Genomic DNA, 14,382 nt, shown 5'->3' with positions numbered 1-14,382 from the left:
CAGGGCCATCCCGACACACAATTTAACAAATTATCAGCAGATATTCTGCAAATAGCCCCCCTCCACGCCCTTGCATACTGTATATTCATCCAGTTAATATTCCCCTGTATTTCACACAGCGCCCGCATGGCGTTTTACATTTCCTATGGCTTCCAACAAAGCGCATCATGCGACCGGTTGGGCTGCCGGCGTGATCGCCGCGGCCCTGGTCGCGCACGCTGGCGCCGGTGGCCCGTATCAAGTGCTGAGCATGCTCGCCTTTGTCATGGGTGCCCTGGGCGGCACGGCGCCGGACTGGCTGGAAGTGGCCTGGTGGGCGCGCACGCACCGGCTGTGGATCACGCACCGCACGTGGACGCACTGGGGCCTGGCCTGGATCGCCCTGCTCGTCTACACCTATCTGCAATTGCCGCACCACCTGTGGGCGCCGCCCCTGTTCGGCTTTGCGGCCGGCGGCATCATGCATTTGCTGGCCGACTGGCCCAATCCGCTGGGCGTGCCGTGGATTTTCCGCCGCCACTCGCTGCGCTGGTGGAAAAGCGGCCGCCACGACATCATCGTCATCATCGCCGCCTGGCTGGCCGCCACCGTCGTGGCCGACCATGTGTTTTTTGACGGCATCCACCTGCGCCGCACCCTGCAGGCGTTCGACGGCCTGCTGCACTGGTCCGCCAGCGCCCTACAGCAGGCTTGGGCAGATCTGCAACAATGGCAGCTGCGCTGGCGCCTGGGCGGCGACGCCAATTGACGCCGGCGGCGTGGCAATGTGATAATGAGTATCATTCTCAAACAGCCCAGCCAGCCGGCACCGCGCGTTCCGTCAGCCCAGCTCTTCCCTTGCCTGGAGAACGCAGTGAGCACCGTCAGTCCCGTCCATACCAGCCACCTGAGCACCCTGTACAGCGAGCACCACGGCTGGCTGTATGGCTGGCTGCGCGGCAAGCTGGGCAACCGCGCCGAGGCGGCCGACCTGGCGCAGGATACGTTCGTGCGCCTGCTGGGCAAGCGCGAGGTGACACCGCTGGCGCCCCTGCGCGAACCCCGCGGTTACCTGGCGACGATTGCGCGCGGCTTGCTGATCGACCGCTACCGGCGCCAGGCGCTGGAGCAAGCCTACCTGGAAGCGCTGGCGCAGCAAGCCGAAGCAACGACGATCAGCGCCGAAACGCATGCCATTATCATCGAAACCCTGCTCGCCATCGACCGCCTGCTCGACCGCCTGGGCCCGCGCACGCGGACCATCTTCCTGCTGGCGCAGATCGAGGAGCTCAGTTATGTGGACATCAGCCGGCGCCTCGGCGTCTCCCTGCCCACCGTGAAAAAACACCTGGTGCGCGCCTACACGGAATGCCTGATGCTGGCGGCCGGCTGATGTTCGGCCCCGCGATCTCGCCTTCCGCACCCATTGCCCGCAAGGTGCTGGCCGCCGCCGCGCACTGGCATGTGGAACTCCAGTGCGGCAGCGCCGACCCGGCCGCCGTGCAGGCATGGCGCGACGCCAGCGCCGAACATGAACGGGCCTGGGACTTGTTGCAACGCATGGACGGCCAGCTGGGCACGATACCGGCAGCGCTGGCGATGCCCGCCCTGCAGGCGGCGCAGCAGCGCCGGCGCGCGGCCGCCAGGATACTCGCCCTGCTGGTGGCGGCCGGCGGCGGCATCGCGCTGGGCCAGGCGGGCTTGCAGTCCGGCCCATGGCAAGCCCTGACGGCGTCCCTGCGCACGGCGCCGGGCCAGCGCCGCCACGTGACCTTGGCCGATGGCGGAGGCATGGAGGTGAATACGGCCAGCGCCCTGGATGTCGCTTACAGCGCCACGCAGCGCCGCATCCGCCTGCACCATGGCGAAATCATGATCACGACGGCGCCCGATCCGCGCCCCTTCCTGGTCGACACCCCGCACGGCGTGATCCGCGCGCTGGGCACGCGCTTCGGCATACGCTGCGACGACGATGGCAGCACCGTCAGCGTCTTCGAGCACGCCGTGGAAGTACGTTGCGCGGCGCGCCCGGACGCCGTGCGCCGTCTGGAAGCGGGACAGCAGCTGCGCTTTGGCGACACCGGCACGGATGACGTGCAGGCCATGCCGGCCCACCAGGACAGCTGGCTGCGCGGCATGCTGGTGGCCGCCGACTGGCCGCTGCAACAGCTGGTCACGGAACTGGCGCGCTACCGGCGCGGACGCCTGGCGTGCGACGCCGGCGTGGCGCGGCGCCCCGTCACGGGCACTTACCGCCTCGACGACATCGACGCCGTGCTGGAAAGCCTGTGCGCCTCGCACGGGCTGCAAGTGACGTACTTCACGCGCTACTGGGCCACGGTGGCGGCACGGCCGGCATAATTATTTTCAGTTTTTTTGCGCCAGGGGTTGGTGTTTCGATGTGCTGCTTCGGCTTGACAAGTAAGAAGCCGATTCATACGCCATTTTCTTATCCCTCTGAGCAGAAAGACCGAGCATGCAGCTGACCACCCCCGTCCTCCATCCCGCCGCGCGCGCCATCCGCCTGGCCGTCATCGCCATGGCTTGCGCCGCCCCCGCCGCCTTTGTCGCCGCGCCCGCGCTGGCGCAAGGCCAGGTCGCCGCCACCGCCGCGCCGCAAGCCTATGCCGTGCCAGCCGGGCCGCTGGCCGCCGCCCTCAACGACTTTGCCGTCGCCGCCGGCGTCAGCCTGTCGACCGATCCCGCGCAGACGCGGGGACTGCGCTCGCCCGGCGTGCGCGGCAGCCATAAAGTGGCGCAGGGTTTCGCCCAGGTGCTGGCCGGCAGCGGCCTGGAAGCCGTGCAGCTGCCGAACGGCGCCTACGTGCTGCGCCAGGCCCCTCCCTCCTCCGCCTCGGCGGCCGGCGTGGAAAAGACCATGGCGCCCGTGACGGTCAGCGCCAGCATGGAGCGCGACCCTGTCAGTGAGCACAGCAACTCGTATGCGGCGCGCGCCGTCACCGTCGGCAAGGGCGTACAGACCCTGCGCGAGATCCCGCAATCCGTCAGCGTCGTCACGCGCCAGAAGATGGATGACCAGAACCTCAACACCATCGACGCCGTGCTGGCCAATACCACCGGCATCACCATGTACGACAGTCCCATGGGCGGGCGCTATGTGTATTCGCGCGGCTTCATGGTCGAGACCTACCAGTTCGATGGCGTGAACCGCGCCATGTACTACCCGCAGGCAAACAGCTTTACCAGCAATACGGCCATGCTCGATCGCGTGGAAATCGTGCGCGGCGCAACGGGACTGCTGCAGGGCACGGGCTCGCCGGGCGCCGCCATCAACATGGTGCGCAAGCGCCCGCTGGCGGAAAAGCAGGTGCAGCTGGCGCTCGGCGCGGGCCGCTGGAACGACGTGCGCGGCGAAGTCGACGTCACCGGCCCCTTGAACGAATCGGGCAGCATCCGCGGCCGCGCCGTGGCCGCGCACGACCAGCGCGATTATTTCTATGACGTGGCCGACAGCCGCACCGACGTGCTGTATGGCGTGCTGGAATTCGACCTGGCGCCGGGCAGCAAGCTGACGACGGGCGCCAGCTACGAAAAACTGCACTCGACGCCGTTTTTCTCCGGCATGCCCCGCTACCGCGATGGCAGCGACCCGAAACTGCCCCGCGCAACCTTCCTGGGCGCCGACTGGAACCGCTGGAATAGCAGGCAGACGGCCGTCTTCGCCGAATTCGAGCACCGCTTCGACGCCGACTGGTCGCTCAAGGCCAGCGCCAACTACACGCGCGAGCGGCATGACGTGAAATACATGTTCAGCCAGGGCGCGCTCAATCCCGCCACACTGGCCGGCATGATGATGTATGGCGGCGTGTTCGACTACGGCAGCACCAACAAGGGCATCGACCTGTCGCTCGATGGCAAATTCAACGCCTTCGGCCGCCGTCATGGCTTCAGCGCCGGCATCAACACGAACCGGCTGGAAAGCGACAGCGATTTCAGCCTGGCCCTGCTGCAGCAAGCGAACAATCCGCTGCGGCCCAATCACGGCGTGGCCGAACCGAGCGATGCCTGGTTCCGCGAGAACAGCTACCGGGGCGATCCCAGCGTAACAAAAATGACGCAGACGGGCGCCTACGGCGTGGCCCGCTTCAGCGTCAGCGATCCGCTCACGGTGGTGGCCGGCGCGCGCGTGTCGAACTACAAATCGAGCAGCGTGTACCGCGACACGGGCGAGGTGTATATCGACCCGTACCGCGAAAATGGCGTCGTCACGCCGTATGGCGGCGTCATTTACGCATTCGACCCGCGCTGGTCCGGCTATGCCAGCGTCTCCGACATCTTCCAGCCGCAGAACCAGCGCACGGCCGACGGCGCCCTGCTCGACCCGCTGAAAGGCCGCAACCTGGAAGTGGGCGTGAAAGGTGAACTGTTCGACGGCAAGGTAAACACCTCGCTGGCGCTGTTCCGCATCGAACAGCGCAACCGCGCGGAGCTCGACCTGGTCAACACCTGCTCCAGCGGCACGGAGTGCTATTTCTCGGCGGGCAAGGTGCGCAGCGAAGGCCTCGATGCGGAAATCAGCGGCGAAGTGGCGCCGGGCTGGCAGCTGTTCGCCGGCTATACCCTGAACAACTTCAAGTACCTGGACCAGACGTCGAATGCGGGCGTGATGTTCGCCAGCACCTACTCGCCGCGCCACATGCTGCGCGCGTGGAGCGACTACCGCCTGCCCGGCGCCCTGCAGAAGTGGAGCGTGGGCGGCGGCGTGAACTTCCAGACGGAGAGCTCGCGCGTCACGCAGAACATCACGGTGGCGCAAGGCGCGTACGCCTTGTGGAGCGCGCGCGCCGCCTACCAGATCGACCGTAACTGGACGGCGTCGCTGTCCGTGACGAATCTGCTCGACAAGCGCTACTACCAGACAGTGGGCGCGCCTGCGTGGGGCAATTTCTATGGCGAGCCGCGCAAGGCGCAACTGACCTTGCGCGCGCGGTTCTGAACGATGCCTAGCTTGCCGGGCGCAATGGCGCCTTCGGCAACGGGATGAATTCCGTCTCGCCCGGCACTTGTCCCATGCGCTGGGCGCTCCAGTCCTCGGCCGCCTGCGACAGGCGCTCCTTGCTCGACGAGACGAAGTTCCAGAACAGGAAGCGGTGGCCATCGAGCGGCTCGCCGCCGATGACGACGAACTGCACCGGGCCGCCGCCTGCCGTCACCACGGGCGCGGCTCCAGCTTCCAGCAAGGCCATGGTGTGCGGCACCAGCGCCACGCCATCGACCAGCACTTCCCCGCTGATCGGATAAATCGCCGCTTCCGCCGGCAAGCCTTCCAGCCGCAGCTCGCGCCCCGCCTGCAGCGCCACGTCCAGATACAGCGTCTGCATGTAGGTGCGCACGGGCGAGGTCTGGCCAAAGGCCGTGCCGATCAACACTTTCACCACGGCGCCATCGAGCGGCACGACGGGAATGTCGGCCTGCGGCGTGTGCGTGAAACTCGGTTCGTCCTCTTCATGCGCCTTGGGCAACGCGGCCCACAGCTGCAAGCCGTGCGTGCGGTGCGGCTGGCCGGCCAGGTCGGGCGGCGTGCGCTCCGAATGCACGATGCCGCGTCCGGCCGTCATCCAGTTGATGGCGCCCGGTTCGATGCGCTGGCAGGAACCGATGCTGTCGCGGTGGTCGATCGCGCCCTCAAACAGATAGGTGACGGTGGCCAGGCCGATATGCGGATGGGGGCGCACGTCGTGGTTGGCGTCGGGCGCCACGTCGATGGGGCCGAAATGGTCGAAGAAGATGAAGGGACCGACGGCCTGTTTTACTGCGGAGGGCAGCAGGCGCCGCACGACGAAGCCGCCGCCGAGGTCCTTTTCGTGGCTTTTCAGGATGGCCGCGCTCATGCCAGCACCGTCGTCACTTCGGTCGTCACGGCCGTCATCAATTTATGCAGCGGGCATTTGCCTGCCGCGGCCAGCAATTCCTCGCGCTGCGCATCCGTCAGCTCGCCCGTCAGGTGCAGGGTGGCGGCCAGGCGGTACACGCCCTTGCGCTCTTCGCTGGCATCGCGCTCGGTCGACACTTCCACGTGTTCCAGGGGGATGCCCTTGTGCTTGGCGTACCAGACGACGGTGAGCGCCTTGCAGGCCGACAGGGCCGCGTCGTACAGGTCGTGCGGCGAGGGGCCAGAATCGCCGCCCCCTTCGGCCGCCGAGGCGTCGGCGGAAATGATGTGATCGCGCACGTGCACGATGTGGCGCATGGGTTGCGACTGATCGCGGATGGCTTTGATGGTCATGGAGTTCCTTGGTGCGTTTGGAAAGCCACAATTTACACCGTTTGCCCGCTTTGCGCAGCCTGCTGCCCTGCTACCTGGTCATTTGATACGGAACACGGCGTCGACCGTCTGCGCCATTTTGAGGCTGGTGACCATCAGCATGTCTTCGGGGTTCTGGCGCTGGCGGCTATTCGCGCGGTTGTAGCGGTCCGAAGGCACCAGGCCTACCGCATTGCCCAGGTTTTTCAGCTGGTCCGACGAGATGCCGGCCACGGCGCCCGCGCGCTTGCCGAAGCCGCGCGCCATGGCATCGGCCTTGCGCTGCGCATCCTTGACGGCTTCGCCCATCAGTTCCTCTTCCAGGCGGATGCGCTCCGTGGCGCCAAAGGTGACGGCAAACGCATCGAGGTTGGGCATGGCCAGCAGCGGACGCATGATGGCGGGCCATTTCGACAAATCCGCCACGTTGATATGCACGCTCGCCTTGATCTGGTACTGCGGGTTGGCCGGGTCCTGCTCGGCGCCCTTGCGGATTTCCTTGCGCACGTCGCGCACCTCGATGCCGGCCGCCGCCTCGGGCAAGCCCTGCTCCACCAGCAGCGCCTTGATTTCCGCGATGCGCGCCGCTACCTGCGCCGTAGCCACGTCCGGCGCCGGGTCGAAGACACTGACGTCGAAATCGATCTCGCCCAGGTCCGGCGTGACGAAACTGTAGGCCGTGCCCGTCGCGTGGATGAAGGGATAGGAGGGCAGATCGCCGGCCAGGGCGGCGAGGGGCAGGCAGGCAAACACGATGGACAGCAGGCGGCGTTTGAACACGGACACTCCGGCACGGTTAAGGTGCATGAAGTATCCGCCAAGATGACCGATTTAACAACATGCTAATCGAGCGTGCGCGCCACCCTGAAGCCCACGATGTCGTTCGACAGCACGGTGGAAAAGCCGTTGCGCAAGGCCGAGCGCAGGTAGCGCGGGTGGTACAGCCACGAGCCGCCGCGCAGGATGCGCCGGCTGCTGTCGCTGCCCTCTTCCCACGCGCTGCCGTCGACGGGCGCGCCTTCGTAATTGTCGTGCACCACGTCCTGCACCCATTCCCACACATTGCCATGCATGTCGAACAGGCCCCAGGAATTCGGCGCAAAAGTGCCCAGCGGCGTCGTGCCGCCCCGGTACACGCCGCGCGGGCCGCCGTTGTACACATACAGGCCGTCGTAGTTGGCTTGTTCAGTACTGATCGTGTCGCCCACGTTGAAGGCCGTGCGCGTGCCGGCGCGGCACGCGTATTCCCATTCCGCTTCGCTGGGCAAGCGGTACTGGCGGCCCGTGCGTTCGCTCATCCACGCCAGGTACAGCTGCGCGTCATTCCAGCTGACGCCGACCACCGGGTGCTGCTCGTTCTGCACGAAGCCGGGATTGTCCCAGTCCGTTTCCGAACCGCCCGCCCAATCGGTCGCCTTGACGAAGGCGCGCCATTCGCCCACGCTGACTGGGTGGCGCGCCAGCGCGAACGGGCGCTCGATGCCGACCCAGTGCTGCGGCGTTTCGCGGTCCAGCCAGGTCTGCTGCGAACCGGCCTGCAAGGCCGCCTTGTGCTCCGTCTCGTGCGCCCCCATCTGGAAGCGGCCGCTGGGAATGAGCACCAGTTCCGGCCCCTGTCCCGCGCCATCGAGGAAATCATCGCGCAAGATGCCTTCGGCATTGGCCACCGGTTCCGCGTGTGCGGGCGCCGGCGCCGGCTCGCTCACGGCGGCGGCGGCCGGCGCCTGCTGCTGCGCTGCGCGGCTGGCCTCTTCGCGGCGCGCGCGCTCCTGCTCGGCGCGGTAGGCCGCCTCCGCCTTGGCGACGATGGCCTTGCGCTGCAATTCCTGGTGTTCCTGCAAGGCGGTGGCCGCGTCGGCTTCGCGGCGCGCGCGCAGCTGGCCGCGCAGCGCTTCCTTGCGCAGCTTGCGCGCCTCTTCCGCTTCGAAATGGCGCTGCGCCTCCTGCTCGCGGCGCAGTTTGTCCTGGCGCTGCTTTTCCAGCGCGGCCGCCTGGATTTCCGCCTTGCGGCGCTGATCCAGTTCTTCCTGGCGTATCCGGGCCCGCTTGATTTCTTCCTCGCGGGCCTGTTCCGCGGCCAGCGCCGCCTGCTGCTGTTGCTCTGCCAGGCGCGCCTGCTGCTGGCGCGCCTGTTCCGCCAGTTCTTCGGGCGACGGCCCGGCGGCCCGCTCCAGCCCTTCCAGCAAGGCTTGCACGGATTGCGGCCGCAATTCCGCCGTCAAGGAAAAACCGTTCTGCAAGACTTGCCACTGTTGCGCGTTGAGCGCTTGCGGCGCCGACGGCAAGTGGCTGGCGCTGCGCGTGTCGTCGAACGGCATGCGCCCTTCCAGCATCTGGTAAATCATCACGGCCACCGCATACACGTCCAGGCGCGGGCTGGGCTGGCGCTGGTTGGCGCCGGCCTCGGGCGCCCGGTAGCCGTGCGTGCCCGCATTCGGCATCTCCAGCGCCAGGCTGCTGTCCGCATTGCGCACGCGAGACGCGATGCCGTAGTCGAGCAGCTTGACGTCGCCCTTCGCCGTCAGGAAGACATTGCCAGGCTTGATGTCGCGGTGCACCAGCTTGTGCTTTTCCCACGCATACGACAGGGCGTCGGCCACCGGCTGCAGCAGTTCCTGCACGGTCGACAGCGGCAGCGCGCCCTCGCGCGCCAGATAGTGCTCGAGGTCTTCGCCATCGAGGCATTCCATGATGATGAAATAGCTGGCCGTGGCCGGATCCTGCGCCCACTCGTAGACGCGCACGATGTTTTCATGCGCGAGCTTGCGTGCCTGGGTGGCTTCCTCGATCAGCAGTTTTGCATGCGTGGCGCTCTGCGTCAGCTGCGGCGGCAAGATCTTCAGCGCCACCATTTCGCTGCTGCCCAGCTCCGCGTGCGTGGCCAGGTCGGTGGCTTGCCACACCTGTCCCATGCCGCCCGTGCCGATCAGCCGTTCGAGCCGGTAGCGGCGGTTTTGCGGGCCGATTTCCTGGCCCGTCATGAAGCCCAGTTCCGTGCCCTGGCGCACGGGCAACGGCGCGGGCGCAGGTGCGGCGCCGGGCGGCGCGTACTCGGCGTCGAGGATGGCGTTCTTGCGGCTTTCAAATTCCTGCTCGCTGAGCAGCCCGTCATCGTGGAGGGCGCGCAGTTCCCGCAGTTTGTCTCGTGCTTTTTGCATCATCTGGGGTGAAACGCTTCCATCAAGGCTGCAAGGCAACGCCGCAGGCGGCGCAGAATTTATCTTCCGGATGGCCCGCGCGCTGCGCATGGCCGTTCTTGCAGCGGGCCGGCGCGCCGGCAACAGAAGCCGCGCCTGGCTGCAGCGCCTGCGCCACGGCCACGCCCAGCTGCGCCTGCGCCGACAGGCCATGCGCATGCGCCGCATTTTGCAGGTTGATCAGGTCCAGCTGCTGGCGCCGTTCGCGTTCCGCCTGGCCTTCCAGATAGCTGCGCTCCTGCGCCACGCTGTCCTGCGCCATGCGCAGCGCGTCCAGCGGCGCGACGCTGTTCTCGGCCGCCGCCAGCGCCGCCAGCGCGTGGATCTGCTCGGCGCTCATGCCCGCCTGCAGCTGCGTTTTCAGCACTTGCGCCAGCGCGGCCGCGTTCTGCCCGGCGGCCATGGCCACCTTGCCCGTGTCGCTCAGGGAGCCGATTTTCTCGATGCGGTCGATGTCGATGCGCGCCAGTTCGGCCGCATGCGCCTGCTGCGCCAGCAGGGCTTCGTACTCGCCCTTCCAGCGCGCGTAATCGCTTTCGCGCTGCTGCGCCATGGCCAGCAGATCGCGCTGCCATTGCGCTTCCTGTTCCAGCTGGCGCAGCTGCTGGCGCTGTTCCTCGATGGCCAGCGCGTCGAGCTGTGCCAGCTGCGTTTGCTGCTGCAGCTGGCGCGCGTGCACGCCATCGGCCTCGATGGTGCGCAGCAGCTTTTCCTGCTGCGCGATGGCGTCTTCGCGCGCGCCGCCGCGCCGCAGCGCCGCCACCTTTTCCGCGATTTCCGCCGCCTGCACCTGGGCCGCTTCATCCTTGTGCGCCTCGGCGCGCAGCAGTTCGCGCTGGCGCGCCAGCTGCATCTGGTCTTCCCACTCCTGCACCCGCTCGGCCTCGCGCTTGCGCGCCGCGTTCGCCAGCATCAGGCCCTGCCAGGCGGCCTGGTGCTGCTCCGCCTCCAGCTGCGCCTCGCGCTGGGCCGCATCCGCTTCCGCCTGGCGCAGGCGCGCCAGCTGGGTGCGGCGGCCCGTCTCGTCATCGATCAGCAGCGCGCTTTCCACTTGCTGCGCGATCGACTGCAAGTGGACTTGATGCGTGAAACGCTGCTGCGCCAGCTGGATCTGTTCGCGCCCATGCAGCTGCGACAGTTCCAGCTCGCTGCGCATCTTGATGGCGGCCAGCGCCCGCACGTGTTCCCAGTTGGCCGCTTCATCGGCGCGCTGCGCGCCCTTTTGCGCCAGTTCCTGTTCCAGTTCGCCCAGCGCCAGCGCGGCGCCATGGTCGAGCGCCTGGCGCCGCGATTTCGCTTCCAGGATGCGGCCATACAGGTCGATCTGGCGTCCGCGCAGCGCCTGCAGGCGCTCCGCTTCCTGGTGGTTCAGTTCCGCCTTTTCCACCGTCGCATCCTGCTGCAGCTCGGCGCGGCGGTGCGCATGGCGCGCCGCCAGTTCCTCGCGGCGGATACGCTGCCACTCTTCCTCGTCATACAGCTGGTCGAGCTGCTTCATGCGTTCCAGGCTGTGCTGCTCCAGTTCCTGCGCCGGCAAGCCGCCCAGCCACAGGGTGCCGATGCTGGCGCCGGCGTCACCTTCGCGCTTGTCGTGGCGTAGCGCCAGGGTTTCCACGCGCGCCACGGCCAGGCCGCTGGACGCCAGGCGCTGCGTCAGCGCCGATTGCAGGCGTTCATTCAATTCCGGCCGCAGGTCGGCATTCGCCTCCATCTCGCGCAGCGCGCGGCTGCCGATGAATTCCAGCGCAATCTGGCGCACGGATGGCAGCAACAGGGCGTGCAGGTGGGCGCGCGTGACGGCGCCCGGTGCGCGCATGAACTGGCGCGCGAACGCATCGGGCTGGCCCAGGGCGATATCCACGCGCAGGGATGCGGCGACGTCCAGCCGCTCCGTGCTGGCCAGCCCGGGCAAGTCGAATTCCAGGCTGACGGCGTCGGCGCGCGCGATCAGCACTTCGGCCGGACGCGCCGGCAGCAGCGCGGGCAGGCGCGCAAAGAAGGCGGCGCTGTCATAGTCGCCGGCCGGTATCAAGGTGAAAGCGTCCGATTGCACGATCCAGGCGCGCGACTCGGCCGGCACCTGCAGACGGCGCGCGGCGCTGCCGAACAGCGAAGACAGTTCGCGCACGCCAAAGAACAGTGCCAGTTGCCCATCAGCAAGATGCCATTGATTGGCATGCAGCACCGCGTCGCTGTCGGGTGCCCCCAGCGACAAGCCGCATTGCGCGCAATAGCCGGCGGCAGCGCCGTTCTTGTGCTCGCAGCGCGGGCAGCGGGCGCCGCCAAAACCAAACAATTGGAACATATGTGACTCCTGATGATATTTTTATCCACGCGACGGGGCCGCCATGCCGATTCTAGCAGGACAGCTGGCCCTGCACTTGCCGCGCGCGGCAGTGTGCAGCGTCAAATAATGCCACGCGGCAATTACATTCATATGCCCGGATACAGGGCAATTTAGGCCTCAATTCAAGCGGTCGGCTTGCCAGCCCCGCGCGCAGGCATTTCAGCGCCGTTTTTTTGCAGGCCATCCCGCCAAAACCACGGCTGGTCGCATCCGCATGGCGCAGCGGCCCGCGCCTGGCTACAGTGCATGCATACCCACCCGCCACCCGAAAGGAAACATCATGAAAGCCTTGAAAAACATGGAAGCCATCTTCACCGTCGCCGTCGCCATCGCCTGCGGTGCCAGCTATGCCAGCTTCATGCAGCCATCGGCCGCCAAGGCTGCCGATGTGGCGCAAGCGAGCGCCATCCCCGTCGTGGTGGTCAGCGCCAAGCGCATGACGGAATCGGAAAAGAAAATCTCGCTGATCGAGGAACGGCAAGCCTTGCTGGCCAACGCCACCGCCAGCACCCTGTGAGCCACCGATGCTGACACCACGCCGCCTGGCGCCCGCTTGATCACCGCCGCGCCAGGCCGCCATTTGCATCGCAAATGTATCCGCCACGGATACACGGACACACAGCATTGTGTCAATTGTAATAAGTTGAATCAAAGGCGAAAAACCGCCAGCAAGCGCCTATAGTCCATTTCACGCAATCACCGAAATGGAGTACACCATGAAACCCATCACACTCTACGCAGCAGCCATGCTTGCCATCAGCACCGCGGCGTTCTTGCCCGTGCAGGCCATGGCACAGAATCAGCTCGGCGTCAGCATTGTCGTCGGCAACGCCCCGCCTCCGCCACGGTTTGAAAGCGCACCCGCGCCGCGCGCCGGCTATGTCTGGGCGCCCGGCTACTGGAACTGGGATGGCCAGCGCCATGTCTGGAACAACGGTGAATGGCTGCGCGAACGCAGCGGCAACCAGTACCGTCGCGCCGCCTGGATACAAGAGAACAACCGCTGGCGCCTGGACCGTGGCGGCTGGGTCGCCGCGCAAGTGCAGCCCGTGCGCTATGACGACATCCGCATCGCCCCGCCGCCGCCGCGCCGCGAAGCCATCCCGCGCGCGCGCCACGGCTACACCTGGGCGCCGGGCCACTGGGAATGGCGCGGCCAGCGCTACGCCTGGACGCCAGGCGTATGGATCGCCGAACGCCCCGGCTACGTGTATGCGCCGCCCGCCTGGAACCAGCGCGATGGCCGCTGGCAGATGGAGCAAGGCCGCTGGTCGCCACGCGGCCCGAACGGTGACCGCGACCGCGACGGCATCCCCAACCGCTATGACCGCGACAATGGCAACCGCCATGACCGCGACCATGATGGCGTGCCGAACCGCGACGACCGGCGTCCGGATAACCCGAACCGCAGCTGATATGCGGCTGTAATTGGCACCAAGGCCACCGTTCGCGGTGGCCTTGTCATTTTCCCGACATATCCGTGTATTAGAATCGCGCGACGATCAATCACACTGCGCGAGAAAGATTCACGATGGCGATGGAAACTGCCGGTTTTACCTACGGCTCGGACACCTCGGGCCTGGTCTGGGGCTTCCTGTTTGGTCGCGACGGGCCACCGCTGGCGCTCGACTCGACGGCGGCACTGGCCTGGCTGGCCGATGGCGCGGCGCGTCCGGCGCAGGAATTCGTCTGGCTGCATTTCAATTTGTCGCATGCGGCCAGCGAAAAATGGCTGATGACGCATACGCAGCTGGCCGACGAATTCTATGAAACCCTGCACCAGGGGTCGCGCTCGACGCGCATCGAACAGGCGGAAAACACCCTGATCGCCGTGGTCAACGATGTGGTGCACAATTTCTCGTTCGAGGCATCCGATATTTCCACCATGTGGGCCAGCGTGGCGCAAAACCTCGTCATCACGGCGCGCCGCGCGCCGCTGCAGTCGATCGAGCGCCTGCGCCAGGCCGTCATCAAGAACCACGAGCCGATCCGCTCGTCGGTGGAGCTGCTGATTCATTTGCTGCGCGACCAGGCGGACGTGCTGGTCAACATCGTGCGCGACGCCGTGGCGCGGGTCGACGATATCGAGGATCACTTGCTGGCCGGACGCCTGGTGCCGAAACGCGAAGACCTGGGCGCCATGCGGCGCGTGCTGGTGCGGCTGCAGCGCCTGCTGGCGCCGGAACCGGCGGCCCTGTTCCGCCTGCTGCAACGCCCACCTGCGTGGGTGTCGGAGCTGGACAGCCTGGAACTGCGCCAGTCGACGGAGGAATTTTCCGTGGTGCTCAGCGATATGTCCTCGCTACAGGAACGCATCAAGCTGCTGCAGGAAGAGATCGCCGCCAGCGTCAACGAGGAAAACAGCCGCAGCTTGTTCGTGCTGACCATTGTCACCGTGCTGGCCTTGCCGATCAATATCATCGCCGGCATGCTGGGCATGAATGTGGGGGGAATTCCGCTGGCCCAGCACCCGCAGGGCTTCTGGATCATCGTTGCCATCATCGTCACGTTTACGGTCGTGGCGGGATGGCTGGTGGTGCGCGTGCAGCGAAACAGTTAATTCCCGTCCCGGCACGGCCTGGCAGGCGAACGGC

At 66.7% G+C, this 14,382-nt stretch carries 12 protein-coding genes; 7 read left to right on the top strand and 5 right to left on the bottom strand.

Annotated elements, in window-relative coordinates:
* The first annotated feature begins 145 nt into the window (after positions 1-145).
* The 4 genes from JAB1_RS14280 to JAB1_RS14265 all read left to right on the top strand — a co-directional run bounded on the left by JAB1_RS14280 (position 146) and on the right by JAB1_RS14265 (position 4,936).
* Positions 146-748, top strand: coding sequence for a metal-dependent hydrolase (locus tag JAB1_RS14280; protein ID WP_070280352.1), 603 nt, complete (start codon positions 146-148; stop codon positions 746-748).
* Positions 749-853: 105 nt separating this feature from the next.
* Entirely contained in the window at positions 854-1,372 is a 519-nt protein-coding gene (locus tag JAB1_RS14275; protein WP_070280351.1) for a sigma-70 family RNA polymerase sigma factor, read from the top strand.
* A complete protein-coding gene (locus tag JAB1_RS14270) occupies positions 1,372-2,340 on the top strand; it encodes a FecR domain-containing protein (RefSeq protein WP_070280350.1) in 969 nt (322 codons plus the stop codon). The genes JAB1_RS14275 and JAB1_RS14270 overlap by 1 nt, the downstream gene beginning before the upstream one ends.
* Before the next feature lie 115 nt (positions 2,341-2,455).
* Entirely contained in the window at positions 2,456-4,936 is a 2,481-nt protein-coding gene (locus JAB1_RS14265; protein WP_070280349.1) for a TonB-dependent siderophore receptor, read from the top strand.
* 7 nt (positions 4,937-4,943) lie between these two features.
* Here JAB1_RS14265 and JAB1_RS14260 read toward each other — a convergent pair whose 3' ends face one another.
* The 5 genes from JAB1_RS14260 to JAB1_RS14240 form a co-directional block, all read right to left on the bottom strand.
* On the bottom strand, positions 4,944-5,831 hold the full coding sequence (locus tag JAB1_RS14260; RefSeq protein WP_070280348.1) for a pirin family protein: 888 nt from the start codon (positions 5,829-5,831) through the stop codon (positions 4,944-4,946).
* Positions 5,828-6,226 (bottom strand): OsmC family protein, encoded by a 399-nt coding sequence (locus tag JAB1_RS14255; protein WP_070280347.1) that lies wholly within the window; start codon positions 6,224-6,226, stop codon positions 5,828-5,830. The genes JAB1_RS14260 and JAB1_RS14255 overlap by 4 nt, the downstream gene beginning before the upstream one ends.
* Positions 6,227-6,304: 78 nt before the next feature.
* Positions 6,305-7,051, bottom strand: a complete 747-nt coding sequence (locus JAB1_RS14250; RefSeq protein WP_070280346.1) for an SIMPL domain-containing protein — start codon at positions 7,049-7,051, stop codon at positions 6,305-6,307.
* A 35-nt stretch (positions 7,052-7,086) separates the two neighbouring features.
* Positions 7,087-9,405, bottom strand: a complete 2,319-nt coding sequence (locus tag JAB1_RS14245; protein WP_070280345.1) for a bifunctional serine/threonine-protein kinase/formylglycine-generating enzyme family protein — start codon at positions 9,403-9,405, stop codon at positions 7,087-7,089.
* A 19-nt stretch (positions 9,406-9,424) separates the two neighbouring features.
* On the bottom strand, positions 9,425-11,746 hold the full coding sequence (locus tag JAB1_RS14240) for a hypothetical protein (RefSeq protein WP_070280344.1): 2,322 nt from the start codon (positions 11,744-11,746) through the stop codon (positions 9,425-9,427).
* Positions 11,747-12,068: 322 nt separating this feature from the next.
* Here JAB1_RS14240 and JAB1_RS14235 point away from each other — a divergent pair, with 322 nt between their 5' ends.
* The 3 genes from JAB1_RS14235 to JAB1_RS14225 all read left to right on the top strand — a co-directional run bounded on the left by JAB1_RS14235 (position 12,069) and on the right by JAB1_RS14225 (position 14,348).
* Entirely contained in the window at positions 12,069-12,305 is a 237-nt protein-coding gene (locus JAB1_RS14235) for a hypothetical protein (protein WP_070280343.1), read from the top strand.
* Between the two features lie 199 nt (positions 12,306-12,504).
* Positions 12,505-13,203, top strand: coding sequence for a YXWGXW repeat-containing protein (locus JAB1_RS30645; RefSeq protein ID WP_306532424.1), 699 nt, complete (start codon positions 12,505-12,507; stop codon positions 13,201-13,203).
* Positions 13,204-13,319: 116 nt separating this feature from the next.
* Complete coding sequence (locus JAB1_RS14225) at positions 13,320-14,348, top strand: transporter (protein WP_170846295.1); 1,029 nt, start codon at positions 13,320-13,322, stop codon at positions 14,346-14,348.
* Positions 14,349-14,382: the final 34 nt, after the last annotated feature.

The sequence above is a fragment of the Janthinobacterium sp. MP5059B genome (genome assembly GCF_001758645.1).
GTDB classification, from domain to species: domain Bacteria; phylum Pseudomonadota; class Gammaproteobacteria; order Burkholderiales; family Burkholderiaceae_D; genus Janthinobacterium; species Janthinobacterium lividum.
Note: the sequence above shows the minus strand (reverse complement) of the source record. Positions and strands in the feature narration are given on the sequence as shown.

Excerpts from the sequence above, each read along its gene's own strand:
- JAB1_RS14245 (WP_070280345.1), bottom strand. The coding sequence starts at position 9,405 with ATGATGCAAAAAGCACGAGACAAACTGCGGGAACTGCGCGCCCTCCAC.
- JAB1_RS14250 (WP_070280346.1), bottom strand. The coding sequence starts at position 7,051 with ATGCACCTTAACCGTGCCGGAGTGTCCGTGTTCAAACGCCGCCTGCTG.
- JAB1_RS14235 (WP_070280343.1), top strand. The coding sequence starts at position 12,069 with ATGAAAGCCTTGAAAAACATGGAAGCCATCTTCACCGTCGCCGTCGCC.
- JAB1_RS14280 (WP_070280352.1), top strand. The coding sequence starts at position 146 with ATGGCTTCCAACAAAGCGCATCATGCGACCGGTTGGGCTGCCGGCGTG.
- JAB1_RS14225 (WP_170846295.1), top strand. The coding sequence starts at position 13,320 with ATGGCGATGGAAACTGCCGGTTTTACCTACGGCTCGGACACCTCGGGC.
- JAB1_RS14255 (WP_070280347.1), bottom strand. The coding sequence starts at position 6,226 with ATGACCATCAAAGCCATCCGCGATCAGTCGCAACCCATGCGCCACATC.
- JAB1_RS14270 (WP_070280350.1), top strand. The coding sequence starts at position 1,372 with ATGTTCGGCCCCGCGATCTCGCCTTCCGCACCCATTGCCCGCAAGGTG.
- JAB1_RS14265 (WP_070280349.1), top strand. The coding sequence starts at position 2,456 with ATGCAGCTGACCACCCCCGTCCTCCATCCCGCCGCGCGCGCCATCCGC.
- JAB1_RS14240 (WP_070280344.1), bottom strand. The coding sequence starts at position 11,746 with ATGTTCCAATTGTTTGGTTTTGGCGGCGCCCGCTGCCCGCGCTGCGAG.
- JAB1_RS14260 (WP_070280348.1), bottom strand. The coding sequence starts at position 5,831 with ATGAGCGCGGCCATCCTGAAAAGCCACGAAAAGGACCTCGGCGGCGGC.
- JAB1_RS30645 (WP_306532424.1), top strand. The coding sequence starts at position 12,505 with ATGAAACCCATCACACTCTACGCAGCAGCCATGCTTGCCATCAGCACC.